This window comes from Nitrospirillum amazonense, assembly GCF_029594735.1.
GTDB classification, from domain to species: Bacteria; Pseudomonadota; Alphaproteobacteria; order Azospirillales; family Azospirillaceae; genus Nitrospirillum; species Nitrospirillum amazonense.
Genome location: NZ_JARPAF010000002.1, coordinates 1,062,593 through 1,083,316 on the forward strand (window position 1 = coordinate 1,062,593; position 20,724 = coordinate 1,083,316).

Consider the following 20,724-nt stretch of genomic DNA (forward strand, 5'->3'; position numbering starts at 1 on the left):
TCATGGCCCGGCATTTAGCGATGGGCGGCGGGGGCGGGCAAGCGCTTTTGGTCCCTGGTCAGTCCCGCCGTTCGGGGGCGGGCGGGCCTGCTTCCGCGCCGGAGGGGGAAGCGACCAGCGCGCCGGCGTCGGGCGGCCCCTGCAGGGCATAGGCGACGTCATGCCCCCTGGCATGGAAGGCCAGCTTCAGCCAATGGCCGGAATCGTCATACCAGAAGTCCACCCGGCTGGTGGCGGGCGGCGGGTTGGTGATGAAGCCCAGGCTATAGTGCGTGGCTGCCACAGTGGCGTCGCCGGCCCGGATCATCTCCTGCCCCTGGCGTTCCACCTTCACATCCATGACCACGCCCCGGATGGTGTCCAGCAGGCGCGACGCCGTCAGTATGGCTGGGTTCCAATAGCTGGTGGGGATGATGTCGGCCGGCGCCGTCACCGCCCCGTGCGAGCTTTCGACCGCGAACCCGTCGTCCACCGCATGGCCCTTCACCCAGTCCTTCTCGCCGTTGTCGTCGGTGCTGCTCTCCAGCGCGGCGAGACGGCCGTCATGCCACACCTCATGGCTGACATGGTGATAGCGGTAGGCCGTGATCATCAGCAGCTTGGCCTCGAAACGGATATCCACATCCACGACCGTGTCGCCGTTGGCCGCCTTGGCCACCGTGACACGGTGGTGGCCCAGGGGCGTGTCGCGGCCGTAATGGGCGCTGAAGTCCAGCGACCGTTCCACCGTCGTGCCGGGGGTCGAGGGCATCGCGGCGGGGGTATCCTCCCGCTCGGCGGGCGGTGTCACGGTGCTGGCGCGGGCCGGTGGGCCACCCCATATCAGGGTGGCGCCAACGATCAGCGCCGCACGGGCCAACGCCGCGCCGGCGCGGCTGGCGCGCCTGGAGACGATCGGAGCAAGGGTGTCATGTGGCATCGCGCTTCCCTTCGATGCGGTGGTGCCCTGGCTTCGGCCCAGCCGGGTGCCATATTCTCCGGGCCGATACGAACGGTAACATGATTTGGTTTACGCGGAAGGACCGGACACCCTTCCTTCCGTGCTATGGTTCGCCTGAAATGGCAGTTCGAGAAAGGCTAGCAACAATGCCGGTGGCTACCCAAAGCCCTAGCCCGCATGTCCATGGTGGCGAAGTGTCCCAGGGTCATGATCACAAGGCCCATGACCACAAGGCCTGCGTCGGCGATGCCCTAACCCGGGCGCACAGCCTATGCGAGGCGCGCGGCGCCCGCCTGACCACCCTGCGCGAGCGGGTGCTGGAACTGGTGTGGTCCAGCCATAAGCCGCGGGGCGCCTATGCCATCCTGGAAGAGATGGCGGTGGACGGCAAACGCGTGGCGCCGCTGACCGTCTATCGCGCCCTGGACTTCCTGGTGGAACAGGGCCTGGTCCACCGCATCGAATCGCTGAACGCCTATGTCGGCTGCCCCGAGCCGGGCCAGAGCCATGCGGGCCAGTTCCTGGTGTGCGAGCGCTGCGGCGACGCCGCCGAGCTGAACGACCCCGCCGTGACCGACGCCATCACCAACGGCGCCGCCGCCCGCGGGTTCCGCGCCGTGCGCCAGACGGTGGAGGTCCTCGGCCTTTGCCCGGCTTGCCAAGCGGCGGTCTGACCACGGCCGCCTGATCCAACGATGACCTTCAAGGAATGCCTGCCGTGACCGCTGTTTCAGCCGCCCGCCTGCCCATCTCCGTCCTGACCGGTTTCCTGGGCAGCGGCAAGACCACGCTGCTGTCCCGCATCATCCGCGACCCGCGCATGGCCCGCACCGCCGTCATCATCAATGAGTTCGGCGAGGTCGGGCTGGACCACCTGCTGGTGGCCAAGGCGGACGAGAACACCGTGCTGATGGATTCGGGCTGCATTTGCTGCACCATCCGCAGCGACCTGGCTGACACGCTGCGCGACCTGTACCTGCGCCGCCTGCGCGACGAGGTGCCGGAGTTCGACCGCGTGGTGATCGAGACCACCGGCCTGGCGGACCCGGCACCCATCCTGCACACCCTGATGACCGACCCGCTGGTGGCGGCCCGTTTCCGCCTGGACGGCGTGGTGACCACGGTGGACGCCGTCCACGGCATGGGGCAGCTGGACGCGCAGGAGGAAAGCCTGAAGCAGGCGGCGGTGGCCGACCGGCTGGTGCTGACCAAGACCGACATCGCGACACCTGAGGCGGTGGATTACCTGAAGCAGCGCCTGAAGGAGCTGAACCCCGCCGCCTTGGTGGTGGACGCCCAGACGGACGAGGCGCTGCCCGTGCTGCTGTTCGATGCCGGCCTCTATAATCCGGAGACCAAGAGCCTGGACGTGCAGCGCTGGCTGCGCGCAGAGGCCTATGACGACCAAGGGCATCATCATGACCACCACGATCATGATCACGATCACGAAGGCCATGACCATGCCGACTGCGACCACGATCACGGCCATTGCGAGCATGAGGACCATGACCACGACCCCAACCGCCATGACGAGGCCATCGGCGCCTTCTGCCTGACCTTCACCCAGCCCCTGGTGTGGGATGAGCTGGTGGGATTCCTGGAGACGCTGGCCCGCCTGCGCGGCCCCGACGTGCTGCGGGTGAAGGGCGTGCTGAACGTGGTGGAGAGCGACCAGCCCATCGTCATCCACGGCGTCCAGCACCTGTTCCACCCCCCGGTGCAACTGGACGCCTGGCCCAGCGACGACCACCGCAGCCGCATCGTCTTCATCACCCGCAACGTCAGCCGGCAGATGGTGGAAACCCTTTACGCCAGCTGCACAGGGAAGAGTGTGGGGTGAGGCTGGGCCCGCCGCTTTCGTTTCGACCGTCGGTTCAGGTGGCGGCCAGCGCCACGTCCGGGGCCCGGCGATAGCTCTGGATGAAGCCCCAGGACCAGCCCGCGAAGTAGCCGACGCTGAAGCCCGACACGCCGATGTCCAGGGCGATGGCGACGTCGTGCAGGTCGGGATGCACCGCAGCCAGCACGTTCAGGATGTAATGGGCGCCGAATAGGAAGAGGTTGCGGACCAGGGGCACCCAGCTGCCCGGCTGGCGCACCAGGCCGTGTTCGCGGTCCACCTCCACCCGGATGGTCGCGAAGCTGGCCAGTCCCAGGCCCACCACGGCGCCGACGGCCCAGTCCATCAGCACGGGACCCAAGGGGCCGGGCCGGGTGACCAGCCCGTACAGGCCCCAGATGATGAAGACGCCGGGGATCAGCCAGACGCGTCCCGTCGACTGCACGCTGGTCCGCATGCGCCTAGCCCCCATGAACAGCACGAAAGCGAACAGCGCGAAGATCCAGGTGGGGGTGTGGCTGATGATGCGGGAGAGGATTTCCATGACGGGGCGGGCTCCAGGATGTTGCGCCAGGCGGCGTGTTTCCAAGTGATTGATGGGCCTAGCCTTCACTCGGGCCGCCCTTCCCCGGCAACGGTCCCTTCGCGGTCCGCTTGACGGATTTCGTGAGTGGCTGGTAAAGGCCGTTCACGAAGCGCGAACGGATGAGGCTGGCCTTGACGGCGGAACGCGGGATGCAGCAGGGGGCGGACGCCGGGGTCGCGGACAAGCGGCCGCCGGGCAGCTTGGCCGGCATCGTCGCCTTCGACCTGCCCGACTGGGTGCGCAGTTGGGGCGGCGTCGTGGCGCTGTCCCTGGTGCTGGCCATGTTCGGCCCCTACGGCACCTTCCTGTCCATGGACAGTGTGTCGCGTGTGGTCTTCTGGTGCGCGTCGGCCTTGGGCATCGCCGCCCTGGCGCGGTCGGCCCATGCGGGCTTGCGCCGCTGGCCCATCGCGGCCGCCTGGCCCGCCTGGCAGCGACGCGCGCTGTCGGCCCTGATCGCCTCCCTGCCCGCCACGCTGTGGATCATGCTGCTGTTCAGCCTGTGCGCGAAGGTCCCCCTGGGCGCCTTGCACTTCTGGCGCACCTGGCCGCAGGTGATCGTGACCAGCATGGTCTTCGCCGTCATCCTGGGCCGCCGGGACCCGTCGGCGCCCCCGGCCGCGACACCGGCGCCCGAGCCGGTCGCGTCCCCACCGGCTGCGGTGGCGCCGGAACCAGACCCCGACGTGGCGGCGGCCTTCCTGGCCCGCACCTGCCCGCGTCTTTGCGACGCACGGCTTCTGGCGCTGGAGGCGGAGGACCACTATCTGCGGATCCACACCGATCGCGGGGCCGAGCTGGTGCTGATGCGCCTGCGCGACGCCATCGCCGAATTGGGGGAGGGGCTGGGGATGCAGGTCCATCGCTCCTTCTGGGTGGCGCGCGCGGCGGTGGCGGAGGCCACGGTGCGTGGCCAGGCGGCGCAATTACGCCTCAGCGATGGAACGGTGGTGCCGGTCAGCCGCACCGCCCTGCCTCGCCTGAAGGCGGCCGGCTGGCTGGTGGAAAAGGATTAGGCCCGGCGAAGGCCGGGGAACGAGAAGGGGTGATAGCGATGACCATGCGTGTCCTGGTGCTGGGCGCGGGCGCCACCGGCGGCTTCTACGGCGGCCACCTGATGCAGGCGGGGGAGAACGTCACCTTCCTGGTGCGGCCCAAGCGCCATGCCCAGCTGATGGAAAACGGCCTGGTGGTGGTCAGCCCCCAGGGCAACATCGTCAGCCCGGTGCAGGCGGTGACCCGCGTAGCCAAGCCCTTCGACCTGGTGCTGCTGTCGTGCAAGGCCTACGACCTGGACACGGCCATCGAAACCATCCGTCCGGCGGTGGGGCCTGAGACGCGCATCCTGCCGGTGCTGAACGGCCTGAACCACCTGGACCGGCTGGACGCCGCCTTCGGGGCGGAGCGGGTGATGGGCGGCTTATGCCACCTGACCATCACCATGGACCCGGACGGCACCATCCGCCACCTGCACGCGTTCAACCGCCTGACCTTCGGCGCCCGCCACCCGGAGCAAGCCCCCCTGGCCGAGGCGCTGGCCCAGGCCTATGCCAAGTGCCCCATCACCGTGGTCAACAGCCCGGACATCGTCCACGACATGTGGGAGAAGTTCTATTTCCTGGCCACGCTGGCGGGCAGCACCACCCTGATGCGCGCCCCCATCGGCGCCATCCTGAAGGCGCCGGACGGCCTGGCCTTCATCACCGGCCTGCTGGACGAATGCACCCGCGTCGCCACCGCCGCCGGCCATCCGCCCAGTGCCGAGCGCGATGCCGAATCCCGTCATCACCTGACCATGCCGGACTCGACCCTCTCCGCCTCGATGATGCGCGACATCGAGAAGGGCGGTCCGACGGAGGGTGAGCACATCGTCGGCGACATGCTGCGCCGGGGCCGCGACCTGGGGCTGGACCTGCCCCTGCTGACCCTCGCCACCACCCACCTACGGGCCTATGAGGCGCGGCGGACGGCCGGGTGACGCGGACTTAAGGAAAAGCCCCCGGGGCTGTGCTCCGGGGGCTTTTCCGTTACTGCAGCATGGGCGTGCCGGTCTCGATCTCCACCAGTGCTGCCAGCATGGGCACGGCGATGTCCTTGCGCTGGGTGTCGCCGCTGTTGCTGCGTTCCGCCGCCGACAGGCCGGCCAGGTAGGTGTTGCGCCAGCGCTGGTCCTTGAACAGCAGTTTATCGGCGCGGGCGCGCTGGGCCAGGATCAGGGGCTTGGGGTCGGTGCCGGCGGACAGCAGCTTGTCGATGCGGCCGGACAGGGCCTCCGCCTGCTTGCGGTCGCCGGTCTTCAGCGCGTCGGCCATCAGCTGGACGAAGGTTTCGGCCTTGATGTCGGTGTCCTGCACCTGTTCGGCATAGGTGGTGGCCAGCTGCATCTCGCCCCGGGCACCCAGGCGACCCAGCACGGCGGGGATGGTCCAGGGGCTTTCCTGCTGCACTGTGCGCAACAGGCCAAGCGCCAGGTTGGGGTCGCCCAGGTCGCCGGCGGCCACCGCCAGCTCTGGCGCGCAGCAATTGCCCTTGCGATCCTTGAAGCGGCTGAACTGCTCCTCCACCGTGTTCAGGAACATGGTGTGGGCGCGGGCCTCGTTGCCGGCCTTGTAGAAGCCTTCGGCCACCAGGCCCAGTTCCCAGGCGCAGTTGTTGGCCTGGGCGTATTCCGCCGCCTCTTCCACCAGCTTGCCCGCCTGGCCCTTGTCCCCCTTCCAGATCAGCGCCTGGCTGATGTCGGTCAGGTTGTAGATACGGGTGGAGCAATCGTTGATGCGCCGGGTGATGTCCAGCGCCATGTCCACCTCGCCCGTCAGCGACAGGGCGCGGCCCAGGAACAGGTCGCGGCCGGTATCCGTCACCGGCGGGGCGCGGCGGAAGGCGGCGATGAAGGGGGCGATGATCTGCTTGGTGCGTTCCTTGTCGCCCAGGTGATAGTGGGCGACCGCCAGCGACAGCCAATCCCAGCGCGGGGCGGTGATGGGATAGTCCACCGGCTGGATCAGCCCTTCGATACGGTAGAGGAAGCAGCCCGTGGATTGGGCGTCGTTGCAGGCCAGGCTGCGGATGCGCGACTTGAAGTCGTTGTAGTCGAAGTCGCCCACGAACTGATTGGTGGACAGCTGCACCGCCAGGGGGCTTTCCGGGCTTTGCACCAGGATGTTGGACAGCAGCTTGTCCGCCTGCAGCAGCAGCTTGGTCTGCTCCTGCAAATCATAGCTCTGGTCGGCCTTCTTGATCGCTTCCATCGCCTGGACGAACTGGCGGTTGGCCATGGCCTGGGCGTCGGGCAGCGTCTGGTTGCCGGCCAGCCCGGGAATGGGCTGGGCGCCGGCCGGCGCCCCCGGCGTCAAGGCCAATGCCACGGCCAGGACGGGAAGAGCCAGGAAACGACCCAGGGGACGAACAGCACCCACGGCAACACGCTCAACGACGGACATAGTTCACAACCTGGCGGACGCGGGGCAGTTCGCGGGCGTGCTGCAGCACGGCCTCAAGCTCCACCCCACTACGGGCGACGCCCATGATGTAGACCACCTGATTGACGGTTTCGATGCTGTAGTTGCTGGACCTGACCTGCCCGTCCAGCAGCAGGGCCGCCCACAGCTTGGTGCTGATCCAGGCGTCGGTCGCGCTGTCGGACAGGCTGCTTTCGTCCGCGATCTTGATTTCATTCAGAACTTTGCGCACGCCGTCGGCTTGCCAGGCCAGGCGCACCGCATCCACCCGCATATCAGGGTCGCGGGCGTTGCCGGTCAGCAGTACCTCGCCCCGATCGACCGTGATGTTCAGGCGGCTGTTCATCTCCGGGCTTTTTTCCTTCCAAAGCCGGTGAATCTGCTCATCGATCTGGCCATCGGGCACGGCCGGCGCCTCGGCGGCGGCTTCCGCCCGCTGGCGCGCCAGCTCCGGTGATTCGCGGCCCGGCGACTGGCATCCGGCCAGAAGCGCGCCCATGCCCGCCAGCAGCAGAAGGAGGGGGCCGGTGACGGGGCGGCGCCGGCCGATGATGGTCGCGGAGGTCATGAACGTGCCCTGGTCCCTGTTTTTCAGAAAATCGCGGCGGCAGGCTATGGCGGAAATCAGGCGAAAGTAGGGGAGGCAAGCAGCGTCGCCAATTCCCGCGCGAGGATGCCGGCGATGCGTTTGCGCTGGGCGGGGTCGCGCAGCAGCGCCTCGTCCTGGCGGTTGGACAGGAATCCGGTCTCCACCAGCACGGACGGGATGTCCGGTGCCTTCAGCACCACGAAGTTGGCGGAGCGCATGGGGTTTTCCAGCAGACGCAGGTCGCGCCCCGCCCCGTGCACGATGCCCTGGCGCGCCGCCAGCGACGCCGCCTTGGTGCGGCGGGTGGCCAGGTCCATCAGGATGTCGGCCACCACCGGCTTCGTGTGCTTCAGATCCAGGCCCAGGCGGTCGGCGTAGTTTTCCTTGTCGGCCAGCGCCTGGGAAAAAGCGTCCGACGCTTTTTCCGACAGGGTGTAGGCCGACAGGCCGCGGGCGTTGGCGTTGGGGGCGCTGTCAGCGTGGATGGAGAGGAACAGGTCGGCCTTGGCCTCGCGCGCCACGTCCACCCGCTCCCCCAGCTCCAGGAAATGATCGTCTTCCCGCGTCAGGCCGGCGTTCAGGCCCTGGGTCTTGCGCAGCTGCAGGGCCAGTTCCTTGGCCAGGTCCAGCGTCACGTCCTTCTCGTAGGTGCCTTCGTGGCCGATGGCGCCGGGGTCCTTGCCGCCGTGGCCGGGATCGATCATCACCAGCCGGGGGGCCCGCAGCGCGGTGGGACGCGCGGCCATGTTGATCAGATGCTCGGCCTGTCCCGGGCGGACAACGCCGCCGACGCCCAGGAACGGTATTCCGACGGCAAGCCGGAGGATGGCCCTGCGATCCATGAAACTAAATCCGCCCGAATGAACTGCGTGAGAATCGTGGTTTGGCGTGCGGTGCCGATCCGCGACGCAACCATGCGATGCATGCCGCCGCGCCCGGAAAGCCCGGACCTTTCCGCATGCGGTATGTTTGACCCGCGCCTTGCCGTATCGCAACAAAATCTTGGGGGGAGACTCGAGAAACATGGGCAGGTGTTGCGGCCGGATGACGGCCCTGTCCAGCCCCAGGCCGCCGCATGGCCCCCGCCGCCGCCCCGGGGGTGTGCCCCGTCAAAGGGGCGTGCTAGAACCGGGGAAGGCGCGCCGCCAGTGCGGCGCCGTTTCATCATCGTTCACGCGGGAGCCTGACTGCCATGCCGTCCTTCGACATCGTTTCCAAGACCGACAAAGCCGAGGTGGACAACGCCGTGGCGGGCGTGGTGCGGGAACTGGGCCAGCGCTTCGACTTCAAGGGCGCCAAGTGCACCATCGAGCACAAGGACGACGTCATCACCATCGTGGCCGATGACGCGCCCAAGCTGTCCCAGATGCAGGAGATGCTGAAGGTGCACCTGACCCGGCGCAAGCTGGACGTGGGCTGCCTGGACTGGGGTGACGACCAGCGCGCCGCCGGCGACGCCCGCCGCCAAGAGGTCAAGGTGAAGCAGGGCATCGACAAGGAATTGGCCAAGACCATCGTCAAGGCCATCAAGGACAGCAAGATGAAGGTCCAGGCGGCCATTCAGGGCGATGAGCTGCGGGTCACCGGCAAGAAGATCGATGACCTTCAGGACGCCATCCGCCTGGTGAAGGGGCTTAAGATCGAGCAGCCGCTGCAATTCGAGAATTTCCGGGACTGATCCCGGGGGATGGCGGGGCGGGTGCGCGGCCTTGGCTGGCGCCCGTGCCGTCCTGCCCCGTGCCGTTCTGAAGCGCATCCACCACCAGGCGCTGCAGGCGGGGCGGGGCGATGGGCTTGTGCACGACCACGACGCCGGCGGCGGTGGCTTGCTCCATCAGCTGGGGATCGGTGTCGCCGGTCACCAGCATGCCGCCGACATCCCCGCCATAGCGCTTGCGGATCTCGGCGATGACGTCCATGCCGCGCCGGTTGCCCGGCAGGCGGTTGTCGGAAATGACCAGGCGGGGAGTCGCGTCCGTCTTGTCCAACCCCTCGAACAGCGCCTCGGGCGTGGACGCCGCCAGGGGGACGCAGCCCCAATCCTCCACCATGGCCTCCAGCGCCGCCAGCTGCAGCGGGTCATCCTCCAGCAGGGCCACCAGCACGCCGCCGGGCGGCTGGTCCTTCGACGGCTCCTTCACCGGTGGTTCCGTGGTGCCGGGCTCCTTCACTTCCGGCTCCTGGGCCGGGCCAGGGGTGGGGCCGGGTGGGGGCTCCTTGACCGGTTCGGTCGCGGGGGCGGCCGCCGCCGGACGCACGTCGGTCACCAGGACCGGGCGGGGTGCCGGCACCCGCACCGTCTCGGCCAGCGGCAGGGTGATGGTGAAACCGGATCCCCGGTTGGGGGTGGAGACGACGGTGACCGTCAGGCCCAGCAGGGTGGCGGTCTTCTTGACGATGGCCAGCCCCAGGCCCAGGCCGTGCTGCGCGTCGCGCTTGGCTTGCCCGGCCTGGGCGGTCGGGGTGCCGGCGGCGGTCTCGCCGCGGTAGAACTCGTCAAAGATGAAGGGCAGCTGGTCGGCCGGGATGCCACAGCCGGTGTCCCACACCTGCAGCTGCACCGTCGGACCCCGGCGCCGGCAGCCGATGAGGATCCCGCCCTTGCGAGTGTGGCGCACGGCGTTGACGATCAGGTTGCGCACCATGCGGTCCAGCAGGACGGGGTCGCTGTTGACCTGGGCGGTGGTGGGGATGTAGCGCAGGTTGACGCCGTTGGCGGCGGCCAGCGGCCGGAACTCACCCGCCAGCCGTTCCATCACCGTTGACAGGGCGAAGCGCGTGGGTGTGGGCGTGACGGTCGCGGCCTCCAGCGCGGAGATCTGCACCAGGGCGTTCAGCAGATCCTCGGTGGCGTCCAGCGACTCCGTCAGCTTGGTCGCCAGGTCGCGCTGGGGATCGTCGGTCAGGCGGGTTTCCAGCAGATGCAGGAACAGGCGCATGGCCTGGAAGGGCTGGCGCAGATCGTGGCTGGCGGCGGCCAGGAAGCGCGACTTGGCGCGGTTTGCCCGTTCCGCTTCCGCCTTCACCGCCTGCGCCTCGGCCAAGGCCACGGCGCCACGCCGCGCCGTTTCCACCGTGATGTCCAGGCCCAGGCCGATGATGCCGGTGATGCTGCCGTCTGGCTCGCGGTGGGGTTCCAGCACCAGGTCGTACAGCCGGCTTTCCGTTTCCCCCGGGATTTCCAGGCGGAACATGTGCCGCTCACCCCGGCCGGTTTCCAGGATTCGGCCCTTGATGGCGTGCAGGGTGGTGAAACCCTCCGCGCTCTTGCCGCGGCCGTTGCGAATGTCCAGGTCGGTCAGGCCCAGCACGCCGGGGCCGAAGGCCGCCACGGGCCCCTTGGCCCAGACGTAGCGAAGATCGTTGTCCTGCACGAACGCCAACAGGGGGCGGGGGCAGACAGGCGGTTCAGCAAGGCGTTTTCCGCCTTCAGGGCGGCGTTTTCCGCGCGCAGACGAGCCAATTCTTCCCGCTGCTCTCCCTGTTCCCGGCCCAGAATTCGATTTAACATAGCCCCAACCAGACGTTTTACTTGGCAGGCCCCGAGTTAATCCTCTTTTAGGCCAAAAGCGAAGTGCGCCCTTGGGCGTAGGCCCCCAGGGGGAGGCCGTTCGGCAGAGGGGCGGGGGCGGCGCCAAAGGGGAGGGTGTCCTCGCATAAGCCATTGGTGCGCCTCGTTTTCCCTATCCCCATAAGGCAGGGGACGGCGGGTCGGCGGTGGCACCCTCGTAGCGAAGGCCGGGCATTCGGTCGCGGACCAGAAGCAGGGGCCCGTCCAGGTCGACGAAGGCCGCCCCCTGGGCCAGCAGGTGGGCGGGGGCCATGGACAGCGAGGTCGCCACCATGCAGCCCACCATGACGCGTAGACCGGCCGCTTCGCAGGCCGCCTTCAGGGCCAGCGCCTCGGTCAGGCCGCCGGTCTTGTCCAGCTTGATGTTGGCCACTTGGTAGCGGCCGACCAGGGCCTCCAGGCTATCCAGCCCGTGCACCGATTCATCGGCGCCCAGGGGGATGGGGCATTGGTACCCCGCCAGGTCGGCATCGCGGCCGGCTGGCAGGGGCTGTTCCAGCAGCTCCACCCCCAGGGCCGCCAGCGCCGGGGCGTAGTGGTCCAGCTGTTCCAAGCTCCAGCCCTCGTTGGCGTCCACGATCAGGCGGGCATGGGGCGCGTTCTCCCGAACAGCGGCCACCCGGTCCAGGTCGCCCTCGCCGGTCAGCTTCAGCTTCAGCAAGGGGTAATGGGCGGCAGCGCGGGCGGCGGCGGCCATGGCTTCCGGCGTGTCCACCGACAGGGTGAAGGCGGTGGCGAGCGGCCCGGGGGCTGCCGCCAGGCCGGCCAGGCGCCAGGCGGGGACGCCTGTGCGCTTGGCTTCCAGGTCCCAGAGGGCGCAGTCCAGGGCGTTGCGGGCGGCCCCCGGGGGCAGCAGGCGCTGCAGCTCCGTCCGGGTCAGGCCGGCGGCCACGGCGGGCGTCAGCGCTTCCAGGTCCGTCACCACGCCGGCCACCGTTTCGCCGTAGCGGGCATAGGGCACGCATTCACCCCGGCCGGTGGCCGCCCCGTCCGTCACTTCCGCCACCACCACATGGGCCTCGGTCTTGGCGCCGCGCGAGATGCGGAAGGTGCCACGGATGGGGAAGGTCTCGGCGTGGACGGTCAGCAACGAGGGCATTGGGGAAGAGGGCATTGGGATAGACCTTGAGGAAAAGGCGCCGCCACCGGCGGGGCGCGGCAACATAACGCTTCGCCACGGCCGGCGCGATCCGGCATTCTCCGGGGCGGCGGGACGGTAGTCGAGGGTTGGGTGGTTATGGAGGACGTGCGGCGCAAGCCGATGGTGTGGCATGAGGCGGCGGCCGCGTTCCGCGAGGTGCTGTCCGATCCCGGCCGCACCGTGCGCTTCGCCGGCATGCCGGCCCTGGTGATGATGGTCCTCTATGTCATCCTGGCGCTGACCCACCCCCGCCCGGTGGATCCGGCGCTGGAGGACGCGTGGGAGGCGGAGGTGCTGCCCTTCCATCTCATTCCCATGGCCTTCAACGCCTGGTTCTTCATCCGCATGCAGGTCTGGTGGGCGCGCTGGGTGTTGCAGGCCGATGACGGTGTCGGCTTCCTCAGCCCCAGCCTGGGCCGGCGGGAACTGGCTTATCTGGGGTGGATGCTGGCAGCCATGGTCAGCGCCCTGCCGGTGCTGGTCTTCCTGCTGCCCTCCCTGCGCCTGCTGGATGGCGCCCTGGTGGCGCTGGGTATGGAGATGCCGGAATCGGTGGCGGGCGGCCTGTTCGTGCTGGTGGCCTTGCCGCTGGTGCTGATCATGATGGGCATCTTCGGCCGCCTCATGGTGGGGGTGGTGCCGCTGGCGGTAGGGGGCGCCGCCTCCTTCCGCCTGGGTTGGATCGCCACCCGCGGCCTGTCCGTGCGGCTGACGGCGCTCAGTCTGCTGACGGTGCTGCCCGCCTTCGTCACCCCCCTGTTCAGCCGCCTGACCGATCCGGTGGAGATCGCCGCCAGCTATGTCGTCAGCGTCGGCCTCTATGGCGTGGGCTGGGGGGCTTATGCCGTCATGCTGGCCCGCTTCTATGGCCTGACCCTGGGTAGAATCCGTCGCCAGGCGCCGGTCGCGGCGCCGTCTTGACGGTGGTTTCACCCGCAGGAGTCAGCACGTCGCCTGCTGCCCCAGGCTGGGATGGTGGACCACCATCAGGCGACAGAGGTCGGGCTGTTCCACCCGCAGGGTCGCGCCATCGGGCCACGTGATTTCCAGCAGATCGACCTGCGTCAGCTCACCCAGGCCGAAATGGGCCACGGGCTCGCGCTGATAGGGTCCCCCGGACCCGCTGGTGATGCTGCGCAGCTGCCGCCGGCCGCCGGCGGTCAGGCAGACGGTGGCGCCCCGCGCCGGCGCGCCGCCGGCCGTCAGGGGCAGGACGCGCAGCCAGTTGTTGCCGGTGGGGGAGGCCAGGAACAGGGACAGGGGCTGGGCCTCACCGTCGCCATGGCCCAGCAGCAGTTCCAGCTGGCCGTCACCGTCGATATCGGCCACCACGGCCGCGGTGCCCAGGCCCTCCGGTTCGGCGGCGTCGCCCACGTCGATGGACACCCAGCGATCCTCCCGCCAGGCGAACAGGCGGTTGGGCTGCCCATGCATGTGGAAGAACAGCTCCTCATAGCCGTCGTTGTCGAAATCGGCGGCGATGACGGCGCGCACCGGACCTGGCTGCGCCATCTCCGCCGGCGCCACATCGACGAAGCCGCCGCCGGCACGGTGCTGGAACAGGCGCTGCGGCCCCTGGATGTTGCCCAGCAGCAGGTCGACCAGCCCGTCGCCGTCGGCGTCCAGGATGGTGGCGGCGCTGGCGTTGGCGAAGGGGTCATCCAGCCCCACCTCTTCCGCGATCTCCTCATACAGGCCGCCGCCCAGGTTGCGGAACAACAGGTTGGGGCCGTTGGCGCAGCCGACGAACAGATCGGGCAGTGAACCGGTGAGGCAGGATCCCAGCAGCAGCCGGGCGTCGGCCTCGATGTCCAGCCCCGCCTCCTCCGCCACCTCGTGCAGGCGGCCGCGGCGGTCCAGCTCGAACAGCTGCAGGGGCACGCCCTCTCCCCCGACCACGATGCTGTAGCGGCCGGTGCCGTGGCGGTCCAGGCAGGCCAGCGACGTGCCGGCCGCACGGTTGGCGGCGGCGAAGTTCTCCGGCAGGGCGGCCAAGTCGACCCAGCGGTTGCCGAAGCAGGCGAACAGCCGGTCCGGCGTGGGCAGCGCGCCGGCCGCGACGGGTTCGTTCAATATGTAGAGCTCTTCCCGGCCGTCGCCATCCATGTCGGCGAACAGGGCCGCCCGGGCGCAGGCGCTGGCGTCGGCCAGGGGGCCCGCCGGATGCTCGACCAAGGCGCCGCCATCCCAGCTCAACACGCGGTTGGGCGCATCGGCGCAGGTGACGACGAAATCGAAGCGCCCATCACCATCTATGTCCCCCACCGCGATGCCGGCACAAGATATAGGGGGGTTGGGAACGATGAGGTTGGAGCACGCGATGAACATCAGGCGACCCTCCAGGGCATCGGGCGGCCCCCTTTCGGGCAGGTCCGCACCCTCATTAACCATGGCTGGCGGGCAGGATACCCCATGCTGGCCGCAGTATCCCTGGGCTTTTCCGACGCAATGGAAAAATGCCCTTCGGAGATACAAAAAACCCGTTGGCGTACTGTCACGATTTGGTAGGATCAGCGCTCGTTGCCGCTAGATGTGGTATCCGGTCCTCGGTTATCCACAGCGCAATTCATACACAGCCTGGGGATAAGTCATGCGGGACGGAGACGTTTTCGGCAGGATTCAAGTTGCTAACCGTCCGGCGGTCGTTGTGGATCATTCCCGTGACGATCTGCTGACGGCGTTCGGCAAGGCCACCTTGACCGACCGCTACCTACTGCCCGGTGAAAGTTTCCAGGATCTGTTCGCGCGCGTGGCCAGCTATTACGCCGACGACGCGGCCCATGCCCAGCGCCTGTATGACTATATCTCCAAGCTGTGGTTCATGCCGGCCACGCCCGTGCTGTCCAACGGTGGCACCTCGCGCGGTCTGCCCATCAGCTGCTTCCTCAACGAGTGCAACGACAGCCTGAAGGGTATTGTCGACCTCTGGAACGAGAACGTGTGGCTGGCCTCGCGCGGCGGCGGCATCGGCAGCTACTGGGGCAACCTGCGCTCCATCGGCGAGAAGGTCGGCGGCAACGGCAAGACCTCCGGCGTGGTGCCCTTCATCCGCGTTATGGACAGCCTGACCCTGGCCATCAGCCAGGGATCCTTGCGCCGTGGCTCCGCCGCGACCTACCTGCCGGTCTCCCACCCGGAGATCGAGGAATTCATCGAGATGCGCCGCCCCACCGGCGGCGACCCGAACCGCAAGGCGCTGAACCTGCACCACGGCGTGGTCATCCCCGATGCCTTCATGCGCGCGGTCGAGGCCGACGAGGAATGGGCGCTGACCAGCCCCAAGGACGGCTCGGTCATCCGCCGCATTTCTGCGCGGTCCTTGTGGATCCGCATCCTGACCGCCCGCATCGAGACGGGCGAGCCCTACCTGCTGTTCATCGACCATGTGAACCGCGCCATGCCGGAACACCACAAGTTGGCCGGCCTGTCGGTGAAGATGTCCAACCTGTGCAGCGAGATCACGCTGCCCACCGGTCTGGACCATCTGGGCAAGGAGCGCACGGCCGTCTGCTGCCTGTCGTCCCTGAACCTGGAATATTTCCTGGAGTGGCAGGACCACCCCACCTTCATCGAGGACACGCTGCGCTTCCTCGACAACGTCATGAGCGACTTCATCGCGAAGGCACCGGACGATATGGAGCGCGCCCGCTATTCCGCCATGCGCGAGCGTTCGGTGGGCCTGGGCGTCATGGGCTACCACAGCTTCCTGCAGAGCCAGGGCCTGCCCATCGAGGGCGTGATGGCCAAGGTGTGGAACAAGCGCATGTTCGCCCACATCAAGCGCCAGGCCGATGAGGCCTCGCTGAAGCTGGGCCGGGAGCGTGGCGCCTGCCCGGATGCCGCCGACTACGGCTCGGAAGAGCGCTTCTCCAACAAGATCGCCATCGCGCCCACCGCCAGCATCTCCATCATCTGCGGCGGCGCCTCGCCCGGCATCGAGCCGGCGGCGGCCAACGCCTTCAATCACAAGACGCTCTCGGGATCGTTCTCGGTGCGCAACAAGCATCTGGAGCAGGTGCTGGCGACCTATGGCCGCAATGACGAGGACACCTGGTCGTCCATCACCCTGAACGGCGGCTCTGTCCAGCACCTGGACTTCCTGTCGGATCTGGAGCGTGATGTCTTCAAGACGGCGTTCGAGCTGGACCAGCGCTGGCTGATCGAACACGCGGCCGACCGCACGCCCTTCATCTGCCAGTCGCAGAGCCTGAACATCTTCCTGCCGGCCGACGTGCATAAGCGCGACCTGCACCAGATTCATTTTCAGGCCTGGAAGAAGGGCGTGAAGAGCCTCTACTATCTCCGCTCCATGTCCATCCAGCGGGCGGAGGCCGACATCGGCGCCGTCGTGGCCAAGAAGACGGAAGCGAAAGCCAGCGCCCCGGCGGCCGTGGAAACCAGCAACTATGAGGAATGCCTGGCTTGCCAGTGAGCCGTTGATCCAGGATCGATGGCTCCAGGGGCCGGTCTTCCTCGATCGGTCCATTGACGCTGGCGGGGAAGTCGCATGCGGGTTGTGAAGGCACTGGCCAGGGTGGCCTTGGCGGGCGCCCTGGGGTTCGGCCTGGCGGGATGCGGGGGGCATGACCTGCCGGTGAATCCCTACCTGCAGCTGGTGCCGGTCAGCCCGTCGGGGCAGATCCTGGGGCCGCCCTCGGGCAGCCAGCTGCAGTACAAGGCGGTGCTGATGCTCTGGTTCCACCAGACGGACGCCAACCACGACGGCGTGCTGACCCGGGATGAGGTGATCGCCGACGCGGACCGGAGTTTCGACCTGTTCGACCTGGACCACGATGGCAGCATCACCTCGGCCGAGCTGGAGAAGTACCGCCTGACCCAGCCCTTCCGGGCGCAGCCGCATCCGGTGACGCCCTTGTTGGGTGCCCAGGACCGCGCGGTGCAGCCGGATTCGGTGGAGGCGCTTCCCGATGGTGCGAGCTATCAGGGCTCCCGCGTGCGCCTGCAGGTGGGCCTGGATCCGGTGATGTCGGCCGACACCGACAGCGATTTCCGGGTGACCCGCGAGGAGTTGCGCGCCCAGTCGCTGCGCAAGTTCGACAAGTGGGACGCCGACCACGATGGCAAAGTGACCGCCGATGAATTCCTGGCGGCGATGATGGCGCCCTTCGAGGCGCTGACCAAGTCGTCAGGCTGGTTCTGATTATTTCACCAACGACGTATAGACGAACGGATTTCGCCCGTGCCCAGCCAGCTTTTGACCCCGAACCCCGTCTACAAGCCCTTCCGCTATCCGTGGGCCTATGAGGCCTGGCTGACGCAGCAGCGCCTGCACTGGATGCCGGAGGAGGTGCCGCTGGCCGACGACGTGAAGGACTGGCGCCAGAAGCTGTCAGACGGCGAGCGCAACCTGCTGACCCAGATTTTCCGGTTCTTCACCCAGGCCGACGTCGAGGTGAACAACTGCTACATGAAGAAGTACGCGGCGGTGTTCCAGCCGACCGAGGTGCAGATGATGCTCTCGGCCTTCTCCAACATCGAGACCATCCACATCGCGGCTTACAGCCACCTGCTGGACACCATCGGCATGCCCGAGGTCGAGTACTCCGCCTTCCTCCATTACAAGGAGATGAAGGACAAGTACGACTACATGCAGGAATTCACGGTGGACAACCCCGCCAACATCGCCAAGACCCTGGCGGTGTTCGGCGCTTTCACCGAAGGCCTGCAGCTGTTCGCCTCCTTCGCCATCCTCATGAACTTCCCGCGCTTCAACAAGATGAAGGGCATGGGGCAGATCGTGACCTGGTCGGTGCGCGACGAGACGCTGCACACGCAGTCCGCCATCCGCCTGTTCCGCACCTTCGTGGCCGAGAACCCGGAGATCTGGACGGAAGCCTTCCAGAAGGAACTCTATGTCGCCTGCTCCACCATCGTGGCGCATGAGGATGCCTTCATCGACCTGGCGTTCGAGATGGGCGGCGTGCAGGGCCTGACGGCCGAGGACGTGAAGCAATACATCCGCTGGATCGCCGACCGCCGCCTGGTGCAGCTGGAACTGCAGCCCATCTATCGCGTGGAAAAGAACCCGCTGCCGTGGATGGACGTCATGCTGAACGGCGTGGAACACGCCAACTTCTTCGAGAACCGCGCCACGGAATACAGCAAGGCCGCCACCGGCGGCAGCTGGGACGAGGCGTTCGACTGACCGGCCCGGAGGGAGCGCGGTCCATTCGATAGGAAAGCGGGCGCCGGTGGTGACATCGGCGCCTATTTTCGTTTTAGGATGCCGCCAGCGAGGACGGCTTACGAGAAGCGGGGCGGGCGTGAGTGACGACGGCCACAAATTGATGCTGGATGGCCGGTGGGCCGAGGCGGCGACCCACTACAACGCGATCGTGACGGCGGCGCCGGATGACCCTGCGGCCTGGACCCACCTGGGCGTGGCACTGCTGCAGCTGGGCTATGCCGACGCGGCGGTGGACGCCTGCCGGCGGGCTCTGGCCGTGCGGGCGGACTCCTTGCCGGCGCTGGCCAATCTGGGCGTGGCCTTGCACCGCCAGGGCCAGCTGGCCGAGGCCATCGAGGTCTACTGCGCCGCCGTGGCGGCCCAGCCGGACAATGCCCAACTGCTCGTCAATCTGGGGAACGCCCTGGCCGATGCGGGTCGCCAGGACGAGGCCACGGCGGTCCACCGCCGGGCCGCGGAACTGCAGCCGGCCCGGCAGCCGGCCGAAGAAGAGCCGCGTCCGCCTGAAGCGGACGGGCGGCGGGACCAGGCGATCGAGCTGAACGCCCTCGGCAACGCCCACCTTGCAGCGGGCCGCGCCCAGGCCGCGCTGGACGCGTATGCCCAGGCTCTGACCCTCTGGCCCGGTTATGCCGACGCCCAAGGCAACCTGGGGAACGCTCTGCGTGGCCTTGGGCGCCTGGGGGATGCCATTAGCGCCTATCGGCGCGCGGTGGAGATGGCGCCCGAGGACGCCGGGCACTGGTGCAACCTCGGCATTGCGCTGCAGGCTGATGGTGCGCTGGCGGAAGCGGCGGACATGGCGCGCCGGGCCCTCGCCCTGCGGCCGGACTTGGCCCTGGCCCACACCTGCCTGGGTGTGGCCCTGCGCGACATGAAGGAACTGGACGCCGCCATTGACTCCCTCCGGCGGGCCGTGGCGCTGGACCCTGGGCTGTCCGATGCCATCCACGCGCTGTCGGGCTGCCTGGTGGAGCGGCAGCGCTGGGAGGATGTGGAGGCGCTGGGGCGCAACGCCCTGGCCCGCGACCCGCAGTCGATCGACGCTCGCGTTTGCCTGGCGGTCGCCTTGCAGGGCCAGAACCGCCTGGAGGAGGCGCTGGACATGGCCCGGCGGGCGCTGGTGCTGCAGCCGGACAGTGAGCTGGCGCTGGGTGTGATGGCCGCCGCCCTCCACGGATTGGACCGTGGCGGAGAGGCGCTCGCCGCCGCGGCCCGCGGCCTGGCGGTGGCGCCCGGTAACGCGGACATGCACAACACCTTGGGCATCGTGTTGCTGGACGCCGGGCGGGTGGCGGAGGCGCAGGCCTCGCTGCGCCGGGCGGTCGCCCTCAAGCCGAATTTCGTCACCGCCCACGTCAACCTGGGCATGGCCTGCCTGCAGATGGGGCAGCTGGAGGAAGGCTGGGCGGAATATGAGTGGCGTCTGCGGGACGGGCACGAGACCCGGCTGTGGGACGTGATGCCCGAACGGGCCTGGCGCCCGGGCCAGGACCTGACCGGCCGCACCCTGACGCTGCATACCGAACAGGGCATGGGGGACCTGATCCAGTTCAGCCGCTATGCCGACCGGCGCTGGTGGGGCGGACCGGGACGCTCGGGGCCCCCGGCCCGCATCGTGCTGCGCACGCCGCGCACCTTGGCGGATTTGGTGTCCAGCGTGCCGGGCGTCGATGCGCTGCTGGTGGGCGACGAAGTGCCGACGACCTGTGACGTGCACGCCCCTTTGCTCAGCCTGCCCTACCTGCTGGGCACGACGCTGGCGACGGTGCCGGCGGCGGTTCCCTATATGACACCGCCGGCCGCGGCCCTGGCCCGCTGGCGCGCCCGGTTCGCGGCCGAGGATGCAGACACCCGCGCGCCCGGCCTGCGGGTGGGGCTGGTCTGGGCCGGCAATCCGGGCCACCGGGGCGACCGCCATCGGTCCATCCACCAGCTGGCGGCGTTGAACCCCCTATGGACGGTGCCCGGCGTGCGCTGGTACAGCCTGCAGGTGGGGCCGCGCGCAGCCGACGTGGGGCAAATGGCGGCCGGGCGGATAACGGACCTGTCCACACACCTGAGCGACTACGGTGAGACGGCGGCGGCCATCGCCAACCTGGATCTGGTGATTGCCGTCGATACGTCGGTCGCCCATTTGGCCGGCGCCTTGGGCAAGCCGGTCTGGCTGCTCATTTCCAATCGGCCGGATTGGCGGTGGATGCGCGACCGGACGGACAGTCCCTGGTACCCGACCGCCCGGCTGTTCCGTCAGACGCGCATGAACGACTGGTCGGGCCCGATGGCGGCCATGGCGACGGCCTTGGCCGAGCTGGCGGCCCGGCACAGCGTGCCGGCGGCGCAGGAGGTGGCGTTCCGCCGCCTGTTCGGGCTTTAGTCCCTGCCGCCGCT

The 20,724-nt window shown here is 68.4% G+C and carries 18 protein-coding genes; 10 read left to right on the forward strand and 8 right to left on the reverse strand.

All coding sequences use genetic code 11. From position 1 onward, the window contains the following. Positions 1-58: 58 nt before the first annotated feature. A complete protein-coding gene (locus P5F91_RS11005) occupies positions 59-919 on the reverse strand; it encodes a DUF6134 family protein (RefSeq protein ID WP_145613840.1) in 861 nt (286 codons plus the stop codon). 215 nt (positions 920-1,134) lie between these two features. Here P5F91_RS11005 and P5F91_RS11010 point away from each other — a divergent pair, with 215 nt between their 5' ends. Further along, positions 1,135-1,614 carry a Fur family transcriptional regulator gene (locus P5F91_RS11010; protein WP_246134644.1) on the forward strand — a complete coding sequence of 160 codons (480 nt, stop codon included), beginning with the start codon at positions 1,135-1,137 and terminating at the stop codon, positions 1,612-1,614. Between the two features lie 35 nt (positions 1,615-1,649). Next, the gene (locus tag P5F91_RS11015) at positions 1,650-2,780 is read left to right on the forward strand and encodes a CobW family GTP-binding protein (RefSeq protein ID WP_277907196.1); all 1,131 of its coding nucleotides are present in this window, start codon (positions 1,650-1,652) and stop codon (positions 2,778-2,780) included. 34 nt (positions 2,781-2,814) lie between these two features. Here P5F91_RS11015 and P5F91_RS11020 read toward each other — a convergent pair whose 3' ends face one another. After that, positions 2,815-3,324, reverse strand: coding sequence for a DUF6622 family protein (locus tag P5F91_RS11020; RefSeq protein ID WP_277907197.1), 510 nt, complete (start codon positions 3,322-3,324; stop codon positions 2,815-2,817). 161 nt (positions 3,325-3,485) lie between these two features. Between P5F91_RS11020 and P5F91_RS11025 the strand changes: the two genes are divergently transcribed. Together P5F91_RS11025 and panE are read left to right on the forward strand one after the other, a co-directional pair. Then, positions 3,486-4,382: a LytTR family DNA-binding domain-containing protein gene (locus P5F91_RS11025; RefSeq protein ID WP_277907198.1), complete on the forward strand. Its 897-nt coding sequence runs from the start codon at positions 3,486-3,488 to the stop codon at positions 4,380-4,382. A gap of 38 nt (positions 4,383-4,420) precedes the next feature. After that, on the forward strand, positions 4,421-5,344 hold the full coding sequence (panE, locus tag P5F91_RS11030; protein WP_277907199.1) for a 2-dehydropantoate 2-reductase: 924 nt from the start codon (positions 4,421-4,423) through the stop codon (positions 5,342-5,344). Between the two features lie 49 nt (positions 5,345-5,393). Here panE and P5F91_RS11035 read toward each other — a convergent pair whose 3' ends face one another. The 3 genes from P5F91_RS11035 to P5F91_RS11045 are packed head-to-tail and all read right to left on the reverse strand — an operon-like array spanning position 5,394 to position 8,255. Then, the gene (locus tag P5F91_RS11035; protein WP_246134641.1) at positions 5,394-6,806 is read right to left on the reverse strand and encodes a hypothetical protein; all 1,413 of its coding nucleotides are present in this window, start codon (positions 6,804-6,806) and stop codon (positions 5,394-5,396) included. Next, positions 6,793-7,392 carry a BON domain-containing protein gene (locus P5F91_RS11040; RefSeq protein ID WP_145613836.1) on the reverse strand — a complete coding sequence of 200 codons (600 nt, stop codon included), beginning with the start codon at positions 7,390-7,392 and terminating at the stop codon, positions 6,793-6,795. The genes P5F91_RS11035 and P5F91_RS11040 overlap by 14 nt, the downstream gene beginning before the upstream one ends. 56 nt (positions 7,393-7,448) lie before the next feature. Then, the gene (locus P5F91_RS11045; protein WP_277907200.1) at positions 7,449-8,255 is read right to left on the reverse strand and encodes an N-acetylmuramoyl-L-alanine amidase family protein; all 807 of its coding nucleotides are present in this window, start codon (positions 8,253-8,255) and stop codon (positions 7,449-7,451) included. 350 nt (positions 8,256-8,605) lie between these two features. Here P5F91_RS11045 and P5F91_RS11050 point away from each other — a divergent pair, with 350 nt between their 5' ends. Further along, positions 8,606-9,091 (forward strand): YajQ family cyclic di-GMP-binding protein, encoded by a 486-nt coding sequence (locus tag P5F91_RS11050; RefSeq protein ID WP_145613834.1) that lies wholly within the window; start codon positions 8,606-8,608, stop codon positions 9,089-9,091. On the opposite strand, the gene P5F91_RS11055 is transcribed toward P5F91_RS11050, so the two are convergent. After that, the gene (locus P5F91_RS11055; protein ID WP_277907201.1) at positions 9,048-10,787 is read right to left on the reverse strand and encodes an ATP-binding response regulator; all 1,740 of its coding nucleotides are present in this window, start codon (positions 10,785-10,787) and stop codon (positions 9,048-9,050) included. The two genes, P5F91_RS11050 and P5F91_RS11055, sit on opposite strands and share 44 nt — an antisense overlap. Before the next feature lie 309 nt (positions 10,788-11,096). Beyond that, entirely contained in the window at positions 11,097-12,098 is a 1,002-nt protein-coding gene (dgcA, locus tag P5F91_RS11060; protein ID WP_277907202.1) for an N-acetyl-D-Glu racemase DgcA, read from the reverse strand. A 123-nt stretch (positions 12,099-12,221) separates the two neighbouring features. Here dgcA and P5F91_RS11065 point away from each other — a divergent pair, with 123 nt between their 5' ends. Further along, complete coding sequence (locus P5F91_RS11065) at positions 12,222-13,046, forward strand: hypothetical protein (RefSeq protein ID WP_277907203.1); 825 nt, start codon at positions 12,222-12,224, stop codon at positions 13,044-13,046. 21 nt (positions 13,047-13,067) lie between these two features. Here the strand turns inward: P5F91_RS11065 and P5F91_RS11070 are convergent, their stop codons facing one another. Beyond that, on the reverse strand, positions 13,068-14,453 hold the full coding sequence (locus P5F91_RS11070; RefSeq protein WP_145613831.1) for a CRTAC1 family protein: 1,386 nt from the start codon (positions 14,451-14,453) through the stop codon (positions 13,068-13,070). Positions 14,454-14,715: 262 nt separating this feature from the next. Here P5F91_RS11070 and P5F91_RS11075 point away from each other — a divergent pair, with 262 nt between their 5' ends. The 4 genes from P5F91_RS11075 (at position 14,716) to P5F91_RS11090 (ending at position 20,710) form a co-directional block, all read left to right on the forward strand. Beyond that, positions 14,716-16,557, forward strand: coding sequence for a ribonucleoside-diphosphate reductase subunit alpha (locus tag P5F91_RS11075; RefSeq protein ID WP_145613830.1), 1,842 nt, complete (start codon positions 14,716-14,718; stop codon positions 16,555-16,557). Between the two features lie 75 nt (positions 16,558-16,632). Further along, positions 16,633-17,286: an EF-hand domain-containing protein gene (locus P5F91_RS11080; RefSeq protein ID WP_088870962.1), complete on the forward strand. Its 654-nt coding sequence runs from the start codon at positions 16,633-16,635 to the stop codon at positions 17,284-17,286. A gap of 39 nt (positions 17,287-17,325) precedes the next feature. Further along, positions 17,326-18,291, forward strand: a complete 966-nt coding sequence (locus P5F91_RS11085) for a ribonucleotide-diphosphate reductase subunit beta (protein WP_145613829.1) — start codon at positions 17,326-17,328, stop codon at positions 18,289-18,291. A 118-nt stretch (positions 18,292-18,409) separates the two neighbouring features. Then, positions 18,410-20,710 carry a tetratricopeptide repeat protein gene (locus tag P5F91_RS11090; protein ID WP_145613828.1) on the forward strand — a complete coding sequence of 767 codons (2,301 nt, stop codon included), beginning with the start codon at positions 18,410-18,412 and terminating at the stop codon, positions 20,708-20,710. The last annotated feature ends 14 nt before the right edge of the window (positions 20,711-20,724 follow it).

What these genes read in the sequence shown, in the direction of transcription:
- P5F91_RS11005 (WP_145613840.1), bottom strand. Translation starts at nt 919, where the DNA reads ATGCCACATGACACCCTTGCTCCGATCGTCTCCAGGCGCGCCAGCCGC.
- P5F91_RS11020 (WP_277907197.1), bottom strand. Translation starts at nt 3,324, where the DNA reads ATGGAAATCCTCTCCCGCATCATCAGCCACACCCCCACCTGGATCTTC.
- P5F91_RS11070 (WP_145613831.1), bottom strand. Translation starts at nt 14,453, where the DNA reads ATGTTCATCGCGTGCTCCAACCTCATCGTTCCCAACCCCCCTATATCT.
- P5F91_RS11040 (WP_145613836.1), bottom strand. Translation starts at nt 7,392, where the DNA reads ATGACCTCCGCGACCATCATCGGCCGGCGCCGCCCCGTCACCGGCCCC.
- P5F91_RS11080 (WP_088870962.1), top strand. Translation starts at nt 16,633, where the DNA reads ATGCGGGTTGTGAAGGCACTGGCCAGGGTGGCCTTGGCGGGCGCCCTG.
- P5F91_RS11075 (WP_145613830.1), top strand. Translation starts at nt 14,716, where the DNA reads ATGCGGGACGGAGACGTTTTCGGCAGGATTCAAGTTGCTAACCGTCCG.
- P5F91_RS11015 (WP_277907196.1), top strand. Translation starts at nt 1,650, where the DNA reads ATGCCTGCCGTGACCGCTGTTTCAGCCGCCCGCCTGCCCATCTCCGTC.
- P5F91_RS11035 (WP_246134641.1), bottom strand. Translation starts at nt 6,806, where the DNA reads ATGTCCGTCGTTGAGCGTGTTGCCGTGGGTGCTGTTCGTCCCCTGGGT.
- P5F91_RS11065 (WP_277907203.1), top strand. Translation starts at nt 12,222, where the DNA reads ATGGAGGACGTGCGGCGCAAGCCGATGGTGTGGCATGAGGCGGCGGCC.
- P5F91_RS11025 (WP_277907198.1), top strand. Translation starts at nt 3,486, where the DNA reads ATGAGGCTGGCCTTGACGGCGGAACGCGGGATGCAGCAGGGGGCGGAC.
- P5F91_RS11050 (WP_145613834.1), top strand. Translation starts at nt 8,606, where the DNA reads ATGCCGTCCTTCGACATCGTTTCCAAGACCGACAAAGCCGAGGTGGAC.
- P5F91_RS11045 (WP_277907200.1), bottom strand. Translation starts at nt 8,255, where the DNA reads ATGGATCGCAGGGCCATCCTCCGGCTTGCCGTCGGAATACCGTTCCTG.
- panE (WP_277907199.1), top strand. Translation starts at nt 4,421, where the DNA reads ATGACCATGCGTGTCCTGGTGCTGGGCGCGGGCGCCACCGGCGGCTTC.
- dgcA (WP_277907202.1), bottom strand. Translation starts at nt 12,098, where the DNA reads ATGCCCTCTTCCCCAATGCCCTCGTTGCTGACCGTCCACGCCGAGACC.